The organism is Pyxidicoccus sp. M15 (genome assembly GCF_056858435.1).
The window spans coordinates 7,693,217-7,712,259 of record NZ_CM166495.1; the positions used below are offsets into that span (position 1 = coordinate 7,693,217).

The following is a 19,043-nucleotide window of genomic DNA, read 5'->3' on the forward strand; positions in this document are numbered from 1 at the left end:
AGCGGTACTCACCGGCCTGACGTTGTTTTCTCCGTTTTCAAGGACTACGATGTCGCGCCGTTGAGACTGCGGACCTCAAAGCCCTGGAGACGCCATGCGGAACCAATCCATCGAGGCGGCGCTGAACAAGAATCCCAACCGCGAGCAGCTGCTCAAGCACCGCTTCTTCCAGATGGTGGATGAGCGTCAGCTCCCGAAGGAGCACGCGGAGACGGTGCTCGGGCAGTGGTGGCACCCGATGCACTACTTTCCCAACTTCCTGGGCCGGCTGCTCGCCGAATGTCCGCAGCTGGAGATGAAGACGGCCGTGTCCCACATCCTCGACCAGGAGGTCGGCGAGGGGGACCCGGCGAACGCCCACGAGCGCCTGTTCATCACGACGATGACGGACGCGGGCCTGGCGCGCGCGGCGGTGTCCGAGGCGGCGATGACGCCCGCCACCCAGCGCCTCATCGACGGCTACAAGCGCTCCACGGACAACTACCTCACCGGCCTGGGCTTCCTGTACGGCACCGAGGTGGCGGACCTCACCATGGTGGCGAAGCTGGGCAAGCTCCTGCGCCGCACCACCGGCCTCAAGTCGCTGCCGTGGGTGGACATCCACGTGAAGCAGGAGCCGGACCACGTGGAGACCGCGGGCCACACCGTGGGCCTCCAGTACACGGACGAGGAGATGGCCACCATCGTCCGCGGCGCCGAGGAAATCTGGTCGCTGTGGGTCGGCTTCTTCGAGGAGCTGCACAACCGCGTCGCCTGATGTCTCGCGCGACGCGTCAATGACTGACAGTCTGGAAATATTTGGTGAGACATTAAAGCCCTGTAAGCCCCGGGCAAGCTGTTCCGGGGTGAGGTAGAAAAGGGCCACCGTGTCCGCGCTCCGACTGTCGCGTCTCTCCTCGCTTCGCGCCCTGAAGCACCGGGACTTCGCCCTCATCCTGACGGGGGCGGCGCTCTCCAACATCGGAACCTGGATGGAGGTGCTGGCGCTGGGCGTGTACGTGACGAAAGTCACGGGTCGCGCGGAGTGGACGGGAGGAATCGCGGCGCTGACGTTCCTCCCCGCCATCGTCCTGTCACCGCTGGGCGGAGTGCTGGCGGACCGCTTCGACCGGCGCCGCTACGTCGCGCTGGGGACGGCGCTGGAGTTCCTCCTGGCGGGCACGCTGGCGACGCTCGCCTTCACCGGCAACCTCACGGTGGAGGCGGTGGCCGTCGTCTCGTTCCTGAATGGCTGCGTCACCAGCCTCTTCCTGCCCGCCTTCACCGCGCTCATCGCCAGCGTGGTGCCGAAGGAGGACCTGCACAGCGCGCTGAGCCTGGACTCCGCGCAGTACAACGTGGGGCGCATCTGCGGCCCGGCGCTGGGCGCGGCGGTGGTGTCATTGGCGGGCGTGCAGTGGGCGCTGCTCGTCAACGCCCTCTCGTTCCTCGCGGTGCTGGTGGCCCTGGGCTTCGTTCGCGGCGTGGCGCCGGCCCCCGAGGCCGTGCGCTCCGAGAGCCTGTGGGCAGGCATCGCGCAGGGCGTGAAGGTGGCGCGTGGGGAGCCGGGCATCGCGCTGGCGCTGCTGGGCACGCTGGCCGTCGCGTTCTGCATCGCGCCCTTCACCGCGCTGGCGCCGGTGATGGCCATCCGCGTCCTCGAATTGGACGCGGGCGCCACGTCGCTGCTCGTCGGGGCGCAGGGGACGGGCTCGCTCCTGGCCGCACTCGCGGCGGGCTCACTGGCGGACCGCTTCGGGAAGGGGCGCCTGCTGGAGTGGTGCCTGCTGCTCATCGGCCTCATGGCGGCGGCGTACTGGCTGGCCCCCTCACTGCCCTTCGCCGTCCTCGCGGTGCTGGGGCTGGGCGGCCTCTACATGCTGGCGAACACGGGGCTGGCCACCCTCTGCCAGTCGCGCGTGCCGGGGGAGATGCGGGCCCGCATCGCCAGCCTCAGCGGCATGTTGCTCTACGCGGGCTTCACCGCCGGCGTGTGGCTGCAGGGCGCGCTGGCGGACCGGCTGGGCGTGCGCCTGGTCACCGCGAGCGCGGCGCTTTCCTTCTTCGTCCTCGCGGTGATGCTGCGCTCGCTCCGTCCGCGCGCCTTCGCCGTCCTGGAGACCTGACACCATGAGCCAGCACGAGCGCGCCCCCGAGTCCCAGGGGGCGAAACCGGAAGCCCTTCCGGGGCGTAAGCGTCCGCCTCTCGTCCCTGTCTCGCGGACGGACCTGCTGCCGCTGTCCTTCATGCAGCAGCGGCTGTGGTTCCTCGCGCAGCTCGAGGGCAGTGCGGCCACCTACAACGTCCACTTCTTCGTCCGGCTCAAGGGCCCGCTGGACGTGCCCGCGCTGCGCCGCGCCCTGGCGGACGTCGTCCAGCGGCACGAAGCGCTGCGGACCACCTTCGCCGAGGTGAACGGCCAGCCCGTGCAGCGCACTACCCCGGCGCTGGCGCTGCCCCTGCCGGTGGAGGACCTGGAGCCGGGGCCCGGGGAGTCGCGCGAGGAGGCCGTGCGGCGGCGCGCGGAGGAGGAGGCGCGCCACCCGTTCGACCTGGAAGCAGGCCCGCTGGTGCGCGCGACGCTGCTGCGCGTGGCGGACGAAGACCAGGTGCTGCTCTTCGTCACGCACCACATCGTCTGTGACGCAGTGTCGTTCTACTGGATGGCGAGCGAGCTGAACACGCTCTACCTCGCGCACTCGCGCGGCGAGGAGCCCCGGTTGCCGGCGCTGCCGGTGCAGTACGCGGACTTCGCGCACTGGCAGCGGGAGTGGCTCCAGGGGGAAGTGCTGGAGGCCCAGCGCACGTGGTGGACGGAGCGGCTCGCGGGCGCGCCGCCCGTGCTGGAGCTGCCGACGGACAGGCCGCGTCCCCCGGCGCAGACGTTCCGCGGGGCCATCCTCCCGGTGCCGTTGCCGCAGACGCTGCCGGCGGCCGTGCGCGAGCTGGCGCGCAAGGCGGGCGTCACGCCGTACATGGCGATGCTGGCGGGCTTCGGGGTCCTGCTCTCGCGCTACAGCGGGCAGTCCGACCTCGTCGTGGGGACGCCCTTTGCGGGCCGGGGGCGCCGCGAGGTGGAGAAGCTCATCGGCTTCTTCGCCAATACGCTGGCACTGCGGCTGGACGCGTCCGGAGAGCTGTCCTTCCTGGAGCTGCTGCGCCGCACGCGCGAGGGGTGCCTGGGCGCCTTCGCCCGCCCGGACATGCCCTTCGAGCAGTTGGTGGACGCGCTCGTGCCGGTGCGGGACGCGAGCCGCTCGCCGCTGTTCCAGGTGATGTTCGTCCACGTGAGCACGCCGCTGGCGGTGCTGAAGTGGCCGGGTGTCACCGTGGAGGAAGTCTCGTACGAGCCCGGTGTCGCGCGCTTCGACATCACCCTCTTCTTCTACGAGGACCCGGGCGGCTGGGTGTGTCGCTGGGAGTACAACCGCGACCTCTTCGACGAGGCGACCATCCTCCGGATGGCAGCGCACTACTCGCGCGTGCTGGAGGCTGCCTGCGCCAATCCCATGGAGTCGCTGTCCCGGCTGCCGCTGCTGACGGACACCGAGCGGCACCAGGTGCTGCGCGAGTGGAATGACACGGCCGTCCCCTACCCCGCCCTGCGCACCGTGCATGCCCTCTTCGAGGCCACCGCCGCGCACCAGCCCGACGCCATCGCCGCCAGCTTCGGTGACGCGCGCCTGACGTACGCCGAGCTCAACCGCCGCGCCAACCAGCTCGCCCACCACCTGCGCTCTCTCGGCGTCGGCCCTGACTCGCTCGTCGGCATCTGCGTCGAGCGCTCCCTCCACCTCCCCCTCGCCGTCCTCGCCACCCTCAAGGCTGGCGGCGCCTACGTTCCCCTGGACCCCGCCTACCCCGCCGAGCGCCTCGCAGCCATGCTGGAAGTCTCTGGCGCTCGCGTGCTGCTCACCCAGCGCCACCTCCAGCTGGTGCTGCCGTCGAATTCCGCCACCGCCCTCATCCTCGACGACGCCCACGCCTTCTCTCACGCGCCCGATGGCGACCCGACGCCCACCGCCGGGCCCGACTCGCTCACCTACGTCATCTTCACCTCCGGCTCCACCGGCGCCCCCAAGGGCGTCGCCATGCACCACGCCTCACTCGTCAACCTCATCCTCTTCCAGCGCCAGAGCTCCTCCGTCCCCTCGGCCCGCACCCTCCAGTTCTCCGCCTTCAGCTTCGACGTTTCCTTCCAGGAGATGCTCGCCACCTGGGCCGGCGGCGGCGAATTGGTCCTCATCTCCGAGGACGTCCGCCGCGACGCTCACGCCCTGCTTCAGCTCATGGACGCGCGCGGCGTGGAACGCATGTTCCTTCCCTTCGTCGCGCTGCAGAACCTCGCGGAGGTCTCCGAGCAGGACGGCCTCGTCCCCCGGCACCTCAAGGAAATCATCACCGCCGGAGAGCAGCTGCGCATCACCCCCGCCCTGCGCCTGTTGATGAAGCGGCTGCCCGGCGCGGTGCTGCACAACCAGTACGGCCCGACGGAGACCCACCTCGCCACCCTCTGCGTCCTCTCCGGTGACCCGGAGCCTTGGCCTGACCTGCCCCTCATCGGCACGCCCATCGCCAACGCGAGCATCCACCTGCTCGACTCTCACCTGCAGCCGGTGCCGGTGGGCGTCCCCGGCGAGCTGTACATCGGTGGCCTCCAGGTGGCGCGCGGCTACTGGGGACGGCCGGACCTCACCGTGGAGCGCTTCCTTCCGGACCCGTTCGGCACGCGGCCCGGAGCGCGCATGTACCGGACGGGTGACCAGGCCCGCTACCGTGCGGACGGGGCCATCGAGTTCCTCGGGCGCCGCGACACCCAGGTGAAGGTGCGCGGCTTCCGCATCGAGCTGGGTGAAATCGAGGCCACGCTGGCGAAACACCCCGCCGTGCGCGACTGCGTCGTCGCCGCGCGCGAGCAGGGGCCGGGCGAGAAGCGACTGGTGGCCTGGGTCGTCGGCGTGGAGGGCGAAACGCCGGAGACAGACGCGCTGAAGACGTTCCTCAAGGAGCGGCTGCCCGAATACATGGTGCCCACCGCGTGGGTGCACCTGGACGCGTTGCCGCTGACGCCCAGCGGCAAGGTGGACCGCAAGGCGCTGCCGGACCCCGGGCAGGAGGCGCAAGTGGCGTACGTGGCGCCCCGGACGCCGACGGAGGCGCTGGTCGCGGACATCTGGGCGCCGCTCCTGAAGCTGCCGCGCGTAGGTGCCAATGACCACTTCTTCGAGCGGGGCGGCCATTCCCTCCTGGCCACGCAGGTGGCCTCACGCCTGCGCGCGTCGCTGGGCGTGGAGTTTGCGGTACGCGTGCTCTTCGAAGCCCCCACGGTGGCGGAGCTGGCGGAGCGACTGGATGCCATGCCGCGAGGCACGTCGGCCGCGCGACCGCCGCCGCTCGAGCCCACGCCGAGGGACGGCGAGCTGCCCCTGTCCTTCTCCCAGCAGCGGCTGTGGTTCATCGCGCAGCTGGACGCCGGAGGCTTCTCGTACAACGTCCCCTTCGTCTTCCGGCTGGAGGGGCGGCTGGACGTCGCCGCCCTGGAGCTGGGCCTCCGCGAGCTGACCCGGCGGCACGAAGTGCTGCGGACGACCTTCGTGCAGGTGGAAGGCCGGCCGGTGCAGCGCATCGCACCGGAGCCCGTGCTGCGACTGACGGTCGAGGACGTGGCGGCGCTGCCGGACGAAGCGCGCCAGGCAACGCTCGCGCGGCGTGCACGCGAAGAGGCCCAGCGCCCCTTCGACCTCGCGGTGGGACCGCTGGTGCGCGCGACGCTGCTGCGCGCGGCGGAGGGCGAGCACGTGCTGCTGCTCGTCATGCACCACATCGTGTGTGACGGCTGGTCGCTCGGCGTGCTGCTGCGGGAGCTGAAGGCGCTCTACACGGCGGCGCTCGCGGGCGAGGCACCCGCGCTGGCACCGCTCCCGGTGCAGTACGCGGACTTCGCGCGCTGGCAGCGGGACTGGCTGCGTGGCGAGGTGCTGGACGCGCAGCTGTCCTGGTGGAAGGGCCAGCTCGCGGGCGCACCGCCCCTGCTGGAGCTGCCCACCGACAGGCCCCGTCCTCCGGTGCAGGGCTTCAAGGGCGCGCTGATGCAGGTGCCGCTGCCGGAGGCGCTGTCGGACTCCATCCGCGAGCTGTGCCGGAGCGAGGACGTCACGCCGTTCATGCTGTTGCTGGCGTCCTTCCACGCGCTGCTGGCCCGCTATAGCGGACAGCCGGACCTCGTCGTGGGAACGCCCATCGCCGGCCGCACGCAGCGCGAGCTGGAGGACCTGGTCGGCTTCTTCGTCAACACGCTGGCGCTGCGGCTGGATGCCTCCGGCGACCCGAGCTTCCGCGAGTGGCTGGGCCGGGTGCGCGAGACGAGCCTCGGGGCCTTCGCGCACCAGGACGTGCCGTTCGAGAAGCTGGTGGACGCGGTGCAGCCCGTGCGCGACCTGAGCCGCTCGCCGCTGTTCCAGGTGATGTTCGTTCTCCAGGACGCGCCGCCCACGGTGGCGCTGCCCGGGCTGTCGCTGGGGTTGCTGGACATCGACCCCGGGGTCGCCACGTTCGACCTCACGCTCTACATGCGCGAGACGCCGCGGGGCTGGCTGGGCTTCTGGGAGTACAACTCCGACCTCTTCGACGAGGCGACGGTGGCCCGCATGGCGGCGCACCACGCGCGCCTCCTGGAGGCCGCCTGCGCGGAGCCGGCGCGGCGCCTGTCCTCGCTCCCGCTGCTGACGGAGGCGGAGCGGCGCCAGGTGCTGGCCGCGTGGAATGCACCCGGGACGGAGGCGGAGGGCGCATCGTGCCTCCACGCGCTCTTCGAGGCGCAGGCGGCGCGCACGCCCGGCGCGGTGGCGCTCGACTCCGAGGCGGGACGGCTGACGTACGGAGAGCTGAATGTCCGGGCGAACCAGCTCGCGCACCACCTGCTCCGCCGGGGCGTGCGCGTGGGCGACATCGTCGGCGTGCTGCTGGAGCGCTCGCTGGACGCGATGGTGGCCCTGCTGGGCGTGCTGAAGACGGGCGCGGCGTACCTGCCACTGGACCCTTCGTATCCTCGCGAGCGCCTGGAGTACATGCTGTCCGACTCGGGCGCCACGCGGCTGCTCACCCACGCGGGAGTGCTGGCCCGGACTGGCGCGCTGGACGTCGAGGTGCTGGATGTCGAGGCGGCCCGCGCGGACGTGGCGCGGGAGGCGGACACGAATCCGGGCCGTGAGGTGCCAGCCGCGTCGCTCGCGTACCTCATCTACACCTCCGGCTCGACGGGCAAGCCCAAGGCGGTGATGACGCCGCACCGCGCGGTGTCCGCCTATGCGTTGGGCAATGCGCACATCTACGGGCTGACGCCCTCGGACCGGGTGCTCCAGTTCTCCACGCTCAGCTTCGACCAGAGCGTGGAGGAGATCTTCCCCGCCCTGCTCACGGGCGGAACGGTGGTGCTGCGCACCGAGGCGATGCTGGACCCCGTGGCCTTCTGCGCGCGCTGCGAGCAGTGGGGACTCACCGTGCTCTTCCTGCCCACGGCCTTCTGGGCGGAGCTGACGGCGTCGCTGACCCACGGCGTGGTGCGCCTGCCGCCGTCGGTGCGAGTGGTGGGCATTGGCGGCGAAAAGGTGCCGGCCTCGCGCGTGTTGGACTGGCAGCGCGTGGCGCCCGCACACGTGCGGCTCACCAACGAGTACGGCCCCACCGAGGCCACCGTCATCTGCATCGTGGGCGACCTGGGGCCGGTGCCCGAGAAGGACCTGCGACAGGGCCGCGTTCCCATCGGTCAGGCGGCGCCCGGCGCGCGCGCATGCGTGCTGGATGCACAGCTGGAGCCCGTGCCGGCGGGCCTTCCGGGAGAGCTGTACCTCGGCGGCATCGTCCTGGCGCACGGCTACCTGGGCCGACCGGACCTCACGGCCGAGCGCTTCGTGCCGGACCCCTTCAGCACCGAGCCGGGCGCGCGGCTGTACCGCACCGGTGACCTGGTGCGGCAGCGCCCGGATGGGAACCTGGAGTACGTCGGCCGCGCGGACGACCAGGTGAAGCTGCGCGGCTTCCGCATCGAGCTGGGCGAAATCGAGTCCGCGCTGCGCAGGCACGCAGGTGTGCGCGACGTGGCGGTGGTGGTGCGTGAGCCCTCGCCCGGGGACAAGCGGCTCGTCGCCTACGTGGTGCCGGACGCGGGGGCGGACGTGCGTCCCTCCGTGCTCCGCTCGGAGCTGAAGTCCACGCTGCCCGAGTACATGGTGCCCTCCGCCTTCGTGCTGCTGGACGCGCTGCCGCTGACGCCCAGCGGCAAGGTGGACCGCAAGGCACTGCCCGCGCCCCAGGAGGAACCAGGGCGCGAGGGCTACGTCGCGCCGCGCGCGGGCCTGGAGGAGGTGGTGGCGGACATCTGGGCGCCGCTGCTGGGCGTGCGGCGCGTGGGCGCGCACGACAACTTCTTCGAGCTGGGGGGCCACTCGCTGCTGGCCACGCAGGTGGTGTCACGGTTGCGCGAAGTGCTCCAACGTGAGCTACCGGTGCGCGTGCTCTTCGAGGCGCCCACCGTCGCGGAGCTGGCCCGCCGAATCGAGTCCTCGCGCGAGGACGCGGGGCCTCCTCCGCCGCCGCTCGTCCCCGTGTCGCGCGACGCCGCGCTGCCGCTGTCCTTCGCGCAGCAGCGACTGTGGTTCCTCGCACGGCTGGACGCGGGAGGCTTCTCCTACAACGTCCCCTTCTTCCTGCGGCTGAAGGGACGGCTGGACGTTGCGGCACTGGAGCGTGCGCTGGCGGACCTCGTGCAGCGGCACGAGGCACTGCGGACCACCTTCGTCGAGGTGGACGGCGGGCCCGTGCAGCGCATCTCCCCTCGTGCGGAGCTGCCCTTCACGGTGGAGTCCCTGGAAGCCGCGTCGGGCGCGGCCACCTCGGCGAATCGCATGGCTCCCCGCTCGGAACTGACGTTCACCCCTGAGCCACGGGAACCCGCATCGAGCGCCGCCATTGCCTCGGACGACGAGCCCAGGCGTCGCATCGCATCCCGGGCCGAGCTACCCCACACCGTGGAGCCGCTGGAGGTGGCCATCCGCCAGCGAGCGGAAGCGGAAGTCCGGCGGCCCTTCGACCTGGAGCACGGGCCTCTGGTACGGGCCACGGTGCTGCGCGCTTCGGCCGACGAGCATGTGCTGCTCTTCGTGATGCACCACATCGTCTGCGACTTCTGGTCGTCCGACGTGCTGGTGCGGGAGCTGAAGGCCCTCTACGCGGCGCGAACGCGCGGTGAGGAGGCCACGCTCCCGGCGATGCCGATTCAGTACGCGGACTTCGCGCACTGGCAGCGGGACTGGCTGCGGGGCGAGGTGCTCGAGGCCCAGCGCGCCTGGTGGAAGGAGCATCTCTCCGGTGCGCCGCCCGTGCTGGAGCTTCCCACGGACAGGCCCCGGCCTCCGGTGCAGACCTTCCGCGGGGCCCAGTTCCACCAACGCCTTCCCTCCGAGCTGCCCGGCGCCGTCCAGGCGCTGAGCCGCGAGGCAGGCGTCACGCCGTTCATGCTGCTGATGGCGGGCTTCCACGCCCTGCTGGCGCGCTACAGCGGACAGCCGGACATCGTCGTGGGCACGCCCATCGCCGGCCGCAACCGCCGCGAGGTGGAGGGCCTCATCGGCTTCTTCACCAACACGCTGGCCATGCGCGTGAGGGCCTCCGGCGACGTCAGCTTCCGCGAGCTGCTGGGCCGGGTGCGCGAAGCGAGCCTCGGTGCGTACGCCCACCAGGACATGCCCTTCGAGCAGCTCGTGGACGCGCTCGTGCCGGTGCGCGACGTGAGCCGCTCGCCACTGTTCCAGGTGATGTTCGTCTTCCAGCAGGGCTCCGCCGCGTGGGAGCTGCCCGGCATCTCCGTGGAGGAGTTCGCCTTCGAGCCGGGCATGGCGAAGTTCGACCTCACCCTCTTCGTCCGGGAGACACCGCAAGGGTGGACGAGCTTCTGGGAGTACAACACCGACCTCTTCGACGAGGCGACGGTGGCGCGCATGGCGAGGCACTACACGCGCCTGCTGGAAGGCGTCCTCGCGCGGCCGGAGCGGAAGCTGTCCACGGTGCCCCTGCTGACGGACGCCGAGCAGCAACCGCTCGTCGACCAGGCGGGTTCGAAGGTGCCCTACCCGTCCGTGCCCACCGTGCACGCGTTCTTCGAGGCCACCGCCGCCCGCACCCCCGACGCCATCGCCGTCCGCTTCGGCGACGCGCACCTGACGTACGGCGAGCTGAACCGCCGCGCCAACCAGCTCGCGCACCACCTGCGCGCACGGGGCGTGACGACGGACACGCTGGTGGGCGTCTGCGTCCAGCGCTCGCTCGACCTGCCCGTGGCGGTGCTGGGCACGCTCAAGGCGGGAGGGGCCTACGTCCCGCTGGACCCGGCCTACCCCGCCGAGCGCCTGGCCCTGATGCTGAGGACCTCCGGCGCGAAGCTGCTCATCACCCAGCGCGCCCTGCGCGACACGCTCCCCTCCGGGCAGGCCACCCCGCTGTTCCTCGACCAGGAAGGGGACGCGCTCGCCCGTGAGCGCGACGAGGACCCGGCGCCCACCGCGGGGCCGGAGTCGCTCACGTACGTCATCTTCACCTCGGGCTCCACGGGCCTGCCCAAGGGCGTGGCGCTGCACCACGGCGCCCTCGTCAACCTGGTGCACTGGCAGCTGCGCGACTCGGTCGCACCAGGTGGCCGGACGCTCCAGTTCTCGGCGCTGAGCTTCGACGTGTCCTTCCAGGAGATGTTCTCCACCTGGGCCGCGGGCGGGGAACTGGTGCTGCTCACGGAGGAGGTCCGCCGGGACGCGCACTCGCTGCTGGGGCTGCTGGAGCGCGGCGGAATCGAGCGGCTCTTCCTGCCCTTCGTCGCGCTGCAAGGGCTGGCGGAGGTCTCGGACCGGGAGGGACTGGTGCCCTCGCGGCTGAAGGAAATCATGGTGGCGGGCGAGCAGCTCCGGATGACGCCGGCCCTGCGGCGCCTGCTGCAACGGCTGGGCGGCGTGCTGCACAACCACTACGGCCCTTCCGAGGCCCACGCCGTCACGTCCCTCACGCTGAAGGGAGACCCGGAGTCCTGGCCGGACCTGCCTTCCATCGGGTGGCCGCTGAGCAACACCCGCATCTACCTGCTGGATGAGCACCTGCGGCCCGTGCCCCTGGGCGTGTCGGGCGAGCTCTACATCGGCGGCGTCCAGGTGGGCCGGGGCTACCTCGGCCGGCCCGAGCTCACGGCGGAGCGCTTCCTGCCGGACCCGTTCAGCACGGAGCCCGGGGCGCGGCTGTACCGGACGGGAGACCAGGCCCGCCACCGCGCGCAAGGCGAGCTGGAGTTCCTCGGGCGCGGTGACTCGCAGGTGAAGGTGCGCGGCTTCCGCATCGAGCTGGGCGAAGTCGAAGCGGCGCTGGCGAAACACCCCGCCGTGCGCGACTGCGTCGTCGACGCGCGGGATGACGGCACGGGCCAGAAGCGGCTGGTGGCGTGGTTCATCGCCACCGAGGGCCAGCGGCCCGAGCCCGGCGTGCTGCGCGCCTTCCTCAAGGAGCGGCTGCCCGAGTACATGGTGCCCGGCCTCTGGGCGCCGCTGGACGCCTTCCCGCTGACGCCCAGCGGCAAGGTGGACCGCAAGGCGCTGCGGGTACCGGAGGGAAGCCGCGAGGCGTCCCGCGCCTTCATCGGCCCGCGCACGCCGCTGGAGCTGCGGTTGGTGCGCATCTGGGAGGAAGTGCTGGGCGTGCAGCCGGTGGGCGTGCGCGACAACTTCTTCGAGCTGGGTGGGCACTCGCTGCTGACGCTGCGCCTCCAGTCCGCCATTAGGGCGAAGCTGGGACGGCCACTGCCGGTGACGGCGCTGTTCCAGAACCCGACGGTGGAGCACCTCGCGAAGCTGCTGCACGAGGATGCGGGGCCCTGGTCGCCGTTGGTGGAGCTGCAGGCGGGAGACGGGCGGCGTCCCTTCTTCTGCGTCCACCCCGTGGGCGGCAGCGTGCTGCCGTACGCGGAGCTGTCGCGGCGGCTGGGAGCGGAGCAGCCCTTCTACGGGCTCCAGGCGCGCGGACTGGATGGGGGCGACGAGGTGCCGCCGGAGTCCATCCCCGCCATGGCCGCGCTGTACGTGACGGCCGTGCGCGCGGTACAGCCCCACGGGCCGTACCTGCTCGGCGGCTGGTCCATGGGCGGCGCCATTGCCTTCGAGATGGCGTGCCAGCTCCGACGCGAGGGCGAGGAGGTGGCGCTGCTCGCGCTCCTCGACACCTCGGCGGACCTCCGCGGTGAAGGCCCCAGGGAAGCGGGGCCGCAGGAGCTGCGCGAGCTGTTCTTCGAGGACCTGCTGCGCGCGGCGGGACAGCCCATGCCCGCGCTGGAGGGGAAGTCGCCCGAGGAGAGACTCCAAGCCCTGGAGGACGCAAGCCAGGCCTTCCCGTACCCTGCCCTGCGCCGCGTCTTCGAGAGCAACCTCCGCGCGGCGTGGGCCTACGAGCCACCGCCGTACGCGGGGCCCGTCACCCTCTTCGTGGCCCGCGAGTCACGCTGGGACCACGGCTGGACGTCGCGGGCCCCGGGCGGACTGGCCGTGAACGAGGTGCCTGGAGACCACTACTCCATGCTGACGCGGCCCCAGGTGGAGACGCTGGCGGCCCGGCTCAAGGACTGCCTGGACGAGGCACGAGCCGCCGTCGAGCACGGCCCTCAGGTGGGACGCGTGGGCTGACCCCGTTCACCCGCGCGAAGGGACTGTCGGTCAGCACACGCGCCATCCCCGGAATGGCATGGCGCGAAGCGAAAACTAGTTGATGCTCAAACTAGTTGTGCCTATATCCCATGTGTGACTGACACCGCTCTTACTCAGCGGGTCCAGCGATTTCTCATGGCGCACATCGACTCCATCGAGAAGCTCGAGGTCCTCCTCCTGCTTCGCAACCGGGTGGAGCGGGAGTGGACGGCATCAGAGACGGCCCTGGAGCTGCGCATCACCGAGTCCTCCGCCGCCGCGCGGATGGCGGACCTCACCGCGAGCGGCCTGCTGGTCGATGACGGCGGCAAGCCCGCGCGGTACCGCTACAGCCCCATCCGCTCGGACGACGTGCGCTCCGTGGCGGAGCTGGCCACGGCGTACGCGGAGCGGCGCGTGAGCGTCATCACGTTCATCTTCACGAAGCCCGAGCGGCGCGTGCAGGGCTTCTCGGACGCCTTCCTCCTGGGAAAGAAGGGCTCGGGCTGAGCTGGCGCGCGGGGCGGGCCTACTTCCCCGGCAAGGCGGCCAGCGTGTTCACCGCGGGACGGCCGAGCGAGGGAGCCCCCGCCTGCGGCGGTGAAGCGGAGAGCTCCTGGTTCGTTTCGGCGCGCACCAGCGGAAGCCCATGCGCCTGCCCCTGCAGCCAGGCGATGAGCTTCTCGCGCACCAGGCAGCGCAAATCCCACGACTTTCCCGCATCCGTGGAGCTCATCAGCGCCCGCAGCTTCATGGTGCGCTCCGTGCAGTCCGTCACCTGCAACCCCTGCACCTTGCCATCCCACAGCCCCTGGGACTCCTGCTCCAGCACGCGCTTGAGCTCCGCGCGCGCCGACTGCACGTCCGCGCGGAAGTCCGCGTACAGCTCCACCGTGCCCAGGATGTCCGGCGACACCTTGCTCCAGTTCTGGAAGGGCTTGTCCAGGAAGTGGCTCATGGGAATCACCAGCCGCCGCAAGTCCCAGACCTTCACCACCACGTACGTGAGGGTGATTTCCTCCACCCAGCCCCACTCGTTCTCCACGATGACGGTGTCGCCGATGCGCACCGGCTGGGTGATGGACAGCTGGATGCCGGCCAGCAGCGTGGAGATGGACTTCTGCGCCGCCAGGCCGATGACCAAACCCGCCAGACCCGCGGACGCGAGCAGCGACACGCCCACGTTGCGCACCGCCTCGAACTGGAGCAGCAGCAGCGAGGCGGCCACCAGCGACACCACCACCTCCGTGACGCGCCGGAGCACCGCGAGCTGCGTGCGCAGCCCTCGCGCACGGGCCACGTCCGCGCCGCTCCCCTCCTGCGCCACCGCCTGCTCCACGAAGCGCGACGCCAGCTTCACGAAGCGCAAGAGGAACCACGCCACGGTGGCGATGACCACCGAGCGCGCCCCGAGCGCGACGACGTGCTCCACCGCGGGCGGCAGCCGCAAGAGCAGCGCGGCCGAGCCCACCACCGCGAACAACAGGTAGCGCAGCGGCCCCCGGCCCGACGCGGAGAGCTGGTCGTCCCAGCCCGACTTCGTCAGCCCCGCGGCGCGCGCCCCCAGGCGCAGCAACAGGCCCTCCAGGGAACGTCCGGCCACCCAGGCGCCCATCAGGATCAGCGCCAGCGCCAGCCACTGCCACAGCTCCACCCCGCTGAAGGAGCGAGAGAAGAGGAACGCGGGAAGCGCCTCGCGCAGGGCCGTGCCCTGTTCGGTGGACAGCACGTCGCTGGCCCCCGTGGCGGCGGAGGTCGGCAGGGCGGACAGCAGCGGAGGGATGAGCATGAGGGGAGCGCGCATTTGTTTGACCTCAAACCAACTAGCGCGAACGCCGCCTCCCGTCCAGCCCCGGGATTGCTTTCGCATGACCGCTCGCAGGCCTGCCCACCGCCCGAGCGGCAGGACGCGCGCGCCTCGGGAGGGCGGTCCTGGCCGGGGCTCGCGGCCTCCACCCGGAGGGCAAGCCGGCCGACCGGTGCCCGCCGGGCGCGCCGCGTCGGAGGCCGGCGCCTTGTGCCTTCCCGAGGGCCGCAACAGCTTGGTGGGGATGGAGCTCTTCGGCGTGCGCATCCTCGGCCTCAACGCCGAGACGCTGCACAAGGTGGTGCTGTCACTGGCCGTGCTCGCGGTGGTGCTGGGCGTGCGCGCGCTCCTGACGGTGGTGGTCGGGCTGGGGACGGGCGTGTCGCGCCGCTCCATCTGGGTGCGCAAGTCCATCCGGCTCGCCTTCGGCGGGCTCGGGGCGCTGCTGCTGCTGTCCATCTGGTTCGACAACCCCAACCGCTTCGCCACCTTCCTGGGGCTGCTGGCCGGAGGGCTCGCCTTCGCCTCGCAGAACGCGGTGCTGTCGGTGGCCGGCTACTTCGTCATCGTCTTTGGCAAGACGTTCGACCTGGGAGACCGCATCCAGATTGGCGACGTGCGCGGGGATGTGCTGGACATCGGCCTCTTGAAGACGACGGTGATGGAGATGGGCGTCCCCGCGCTCCTGCGCTCGGAGCCGCTCCATTGGGTGGGGGCCCGCCAGTACACGGGCCGTGTCGTCACCATCACCAACGCGGAGGTCTTCAAGCAGCCGACCTACAACTATACCCGCAACTTCAACTTCCTCTGGGAGGAGCTGCGGCTGCCGCTGCGCTACGACACGGACTTCCCTCGGGCCGAGGCCGTCGTCCTGGCCGCGGTGCGCGAGGCCACCGCCGGCATCATCGACGAGGGGCACCGCGAGCTGGACAACATGCGCGAGCGCTACCTCATCCACGCCGACGAGCTGGAGCCGCGCGCCTACCTGCGGCTGACGGACAACTGGGTGGAGATGAGCGTGCGCTTCCTCGTGAAGACGTACGGCGTGCGCGAGGTGAAGGACGTCATCTCCCGGCGCGTGCTGGAGCGCTTCCGCGAGGAGGGCATCGAGCTGGCGTCCACCACGGTGGAGCTGGTGCACGGGCCCCTGCCAAAGGTCGCTGCCCCCCGGAGCGAGCGGGCCGGAGAGGTGCCGGCCGGGGGCGCCATGCGGACGGCCGGTGGGCCCGCCCGCCCACCTTCGAGCGCGCGCAGGGAGCCATGAGACTGCGAATCTCCCGCATCCGCGAGCGCCTGGGCATGAGCTACTGGCTTGTCCCCTCGCTGTGCGTGGCGCTGGCCATGGGCCTGGCGAAGCTCGCGGGCCTCGTCGACGCACACCTGTCCCAGGACGAGCACGCCTGGTACCTCTTCCGGGGTGGCCCCGAGGGCGCGCGCTCGGTGCTGTCCGCGGTGGCCTCGTCGATGATGACGTTCTCGGGCCTCGTCTTCTCCGTCACCATCCTCGTGCTCCAGCAGGCGAGCAACCAGTTCTCCCCGCGCGTGCTGCGCAGCTTCCTGCGGGACAGGCAGAGCCAGCTCGCGCTGGGCATCTTCATGGGCACCTTCGTCTACGCGCTGCTCGGGCTGCGCAGCGTGCGGGGCACCGCGGAGGGGCTGGACATCGAGAGCCACGTGCCGTCGCTGTCCGTCTGGCTCGCCGTGGTGCTGGTGCTGCTGTGCGTGGGCGCCTTCATCTACTACATCCACCATGTCGCCCAATCCATCCGCGCCGTGGTCATCCTCACGCGCATCCGCGACGAGACGCGCCACACCCTGGAGCGCATGTACCCGGAGGGCGTCGGGGCGGATGAGGAGGACGCGAGCCTCGCGAGGCCCGACGGCGAGCCGACCCTGCTGGTGCCCGCCCCGGGCGACTCCGGCGTGCTGGAGGCAGTGGACGAGTCACACCTGTTCCATTGCGCATGCCGGGCCGGCGTCACCGTGGCGCTGGTGCCCAGGCTGGGCGACTTCGTTCCCCAGGGCAGCCCCCTCTTCGAGGTGTGGGGTGATGCCGCGCGCCTGGACGTGAAGGAGCTGACCGGCGCGGTCTCCATCGGCGCGGAGCGCACCATGCAGCAGGACACGGCGTTCGGCTTCCGCCAGCTCGTGGACATCGCCGAGCGGGCCCTGTCCCCCGGCATCAACGACCCCACCACGGCGGTGCAGGCCCTGGACCAGCTCCATGATTTGCTGCGCCGCCTGGCGCACCGTCGCTTCCCCGCGTCGGCGCGGAAGGATGAGGGCGGTACGGTGCGGCTCCTCTGCCCGCGCCCGGACTGGGACGCCTACGTGCGGCTGGCGGTGGATGAAGTCCGCGAGTACGGCGAGGGCTCGCTCCAGGTGGCCCGGCGCCTGCGCTTCCTGCTGGAGGACCTGCTGAGGGTGGCTCCGCTCTTCCGGCGCGCCGAGCTGGTGCGGCAGCTCGCCCTGCTGGACGCGAGCGTGGGACGCGGCTTCCCGGACCCGCGCGAGGCCGCCATGGCCCGCGACGCCAGCCCGCAGGGGCATGGCCCACATTGAGTCACGGCCCGCGGGCCTTCACCAGGGAGGGAGCGGCATGTTCTTCGACAGCTGGAGTGGCCTGGGCCGGGTGCTGGTCGTGGGCGTGGCCGCCTACGTGGCGCTGGTGGTGATGCTGCGCCTGTCCGGGCCGCGCACCCTCTCCAAGCTCAACGCCTTCGACCTGGTGGTGACGGTGGCGCTCGGCTCCACGCTGGCCACGGTGCTGCTGACCCAGGACGTGTCCCTGGCCGAGGGCCTGCTGGCCTTCGCCGTGCTCATCGGCCTCCAGTTGCTCCTCACCTGGACGTCCGTGCGCTGGCCCCGCTTCAGCCGGATGGTGAAGTCCGAGCCGCTGCTGCTCGTGCGTCATGGGCGCCTGCTTCGCGGAGCCATGCGCCGGGCCCGCGTGGTGGAGGACGAGGTGCTCTCCGTGCTGAGGAGCCAGGGCGTAAGCCGGCTCGAGGAGGTGGAGGCCGTCGTGCTGGAGACGGACGGCTCCATGTCCGTGCTTCGCTCGAACGACGCGCCCCCGGAGACGCTCGCCCGCGTCCGGGCGCCCCCTCCCGAGCAGGCGCCCGTCCATTGAGCCCCTGTCGGGCGCGGCTGGAAGCCCTGGCTGGCGACGGCGCATGGAGCCGGGGCCCCACCTGGCGCCCCCGCGGCTCGCATGGAAGCATCCCGCCTGTTTCAGTGGTGGGCGTGCGGCTGGGTGTCCATGCCGTCGGCCGGACCCTCCAGGTTCTCGGGCCGCGGTGGCTCGCGCGGCCCGCGCCCGCGCTGCTCGGCGAAGAGGGCCTGCACCCCCGCCGTCACGGCGGCGGTCAGCGGCACGGCCACGAAGGCCCCGGCCACGCCCGCGAACAGTGTCCCCGCAGTGACGGCGAGCAGCACCACCGCCGGGTGGAGCGGCAGGACGCGGCCCATGATGATGGGTTGCAGGATGTTGCCCTCCACCTGCTGCACGGCCAGGACGATGGCCAACGTGATGAGCGCGGCCTTCACGCCGACCAGGGCCCACGCCACCAGCACCGCCGCCGTCCCCCCCACCATGGCGCCGATGATGGGCACGAAGGCGCCCAGGAAGGTGAGCAGGGCCAGCGGCAGGGCCAGCGGCACGCGCAGGAGCAGCAGGCCCACGCCAATGCCCACCGCGTCGATGAACGCCACCAGCACCGTGCCCCGCACCCAGCGGCTCAGCGTCCACCAGGCCCCTTCCACGGCGGTGCGCACCAGCCGGCGCCGCTCCGGCGGCAATGCAGAGAGCGCCGCGCGCACCAGCCCCTGTCCGTCCTTCACGAAGAAGAAGACGAGCACGATGGCCAGCAGCACGCCGGTGAGCACCGAGGTGAGCGCCGTCAGCCCGCTGGCCGCGCCCAGCGCGAGCTCCTGGGCGTTCTGGCGGACCCAGTGCTCGGCCCGCGTGCCCATCTCCTCCAGCGTGGGCTGCGGGCCCGGGAAGAGCCGGGTGAGCTGGCGCGCCAGGTGCTCGGCGCGGCGCGCCAGCATGTCGGAGCTCGCGGAGATGCGGGAGACCGTCCTTGGGATGATGAAGGCGAGCAGCCCGCCCACCACGCCCACGCCGAGCAGCACCGAGGCCAGCGCCGCCAGGCTCCGTGGCAGGAGGCGGGCGAGCCCGTTCGTCACCGGCATGAGGAGGCTGGTGAGCAGCAGCGCGGCGAACAGCGACAGGAAGACGAGCGGCATCGCCTGGACGACGCGGCCCACGACGTACAGGAAGCCGATGATGAGCAGACAGCGCCCGCTGAAGCGAGCGGCTCCCGCCAGCGTTGGCCGGTCTGCTCCCTCCACCACGGCCTCCTTCTCGCATCGCCGGAAACGCCCGGTGGCCCGACACTGATGCTGGCCACCCCCCGGCCCCGCCGCACCCACCCCCTGGCCCGGATGGCTGACAGGCTGGAGGCCGTGGGCACCGCACGCGCACCTCATTCGAAAGTCGGCACCGTCGTCACGGACAGCACACGCGCGGCCGGGCGTCGTATCCCCT

9 protein-coding genes are annotated in these 19,043 nt (G+C 71.6%); 7 read left to right on the top strand and 2 right to left on the bottom strand.

Translation table 11 applies throughout. The features are described from left to right. Window positions 1-94: 94 nt before the first annotated feature. The 4 genes from ACX9TP_RS28350 (at window position 95) to ACX9TP_RS28365 (ending at window position 13,197) form a co-directional block, all read left to right on the top strand. Window positions 95-757, top strand: coding sequence for an iron-containing redox enzyme family protein (locus ACX9TP_RS28350; RefSeq protein ID WP_482973754.1), 663 nt, complete (start codon window positions 95-97; stop codon window positions 755-757). A 109-nt stretch (window positions 758-866) separates the two neighbouring features. Further along, window positions 867-2,105: an MFS transporter gene (locus ACX9TP_RS28355; RefSeq protein WP_482973755.1), complete on the top strand. Its 1,239-nt coding sequence runs from the start codon at window positions 867-869 to the stop codon at window positions 2,103-2,105. A 4-nt stretch (window positions 2,106-2,109) separates the two neighbouring features. After that, window positions 2,110-12,687: a non-ribosomal peptide synthetase gene (locus tag ACX9TP_RS28360; RefSeq protein ID WP_482973756.1), complete on the top strand. Its 10,578-nt coding sequence runs from the start codon at window positions 2,110-2,112 to the stop codon at window positions 12,685-12,687. 156 nt (window positions 12,688-12,843) lie between these two features. Continuing rightward, window positions 12,844-13,197, top strand: coding sequence for a hypothetical protein (locus tag ACX9TP_RS28365; protein ID WP_482973757.1), 354 nt, complete (start codon window positions 12,844-12,846; stop codon window positions 13,195-13,197). A 19-nt stretch (window positions 13,198-13,216) separates the two neighbouring features. On the opposite strand, the gene ACX9TP_RS28370 is transcribed toward ACX9TP_RS28365, so the two are convergent. Next, complete coding sequence (locus ACX9TP_RS28370) at window positions 13,217-14,491, bottom strand: mechanosensitive ion channel family protein (protein WP_482973758.1); 1,275 nt, start codon at window positions 14,489-14,491, stop codon at window positions 13,217-13,219. Window positions 14,492-14,702: 211 nt separating this feature from the next. Here ACX9TP_RS28370 and ACX9TP_RS28375 point away from each other — a divergent pair, with 211 nt between their 5' ends. From ACX9TP_RS28375 to ACX9TP_RS28385, 3 genes are read left to right on the top strand one after another with little or no spacing between them, the layout of a single operon-like run. Then, window positions 14,703-15,758 carry a mechanosensitive ion channel family protein gene (locus ACX9TP_RS28375; RefSeq protein ID WP_482973759.1) on the top strand — a complete coding sequence of 352 codons (1,056 nt, stop codon included), beginning with the start codon at window positions 14,703-14,705 and terminating at the stop codon, window positions 15,756-15,758. Continuing rightward, window positions 15,755-17,056 carry a DUF2254 domain-containing protein gene (locus ACX9TP_RS28380; protein WP_482973760.1) on the top strand — a complete coding sequence of 434 codons (1,302 nt, stop codon included), beginning with the start codon at window positions 15,755-15,757 and terminating at the stop codon, window positions 17,054-17,056. The genes ACX9TP_RS28375 and ACX9TP_RS28380 overlap by 4 nt, the downstream gene beginning before the upstream one ends. A 37-nt stretch (window positions 17,057-17,093) precedes the next feature. Further along, window positions 17,094-17,624: a DUF421 domain-containing protein gene (locus tag ACX9TP_RS28385; protein ID WP_482973761.1), complete on the top strand. Its 531-nt coding sequence runs from the start codon at window positions 17,094-17,096 to the stop codon at window positions 17,622-17,624. A gap of 101 nt (window positions 17,625-17,725) precedes the next feature. Here the strand turns inward: ACX9TP_RS28385 and ACX9TP_RS28390 are convergent, their stop codons facing one another. Further along, the gene (locus ACX9TP_RS28390) at window positions 17,726-18,850 is read right to left on the bottom strand and encodes an AI-2E family transporter (RefSeq protein ID WP_482973762.1); all 1,125 of its coding nucleotides are present in this window, start codon (window positions 18,848-18,850) and stop codon (window positions 17,726-17,728) included. Window positions 18,851-19,043 lie beyond the last annotated feature (193 nt).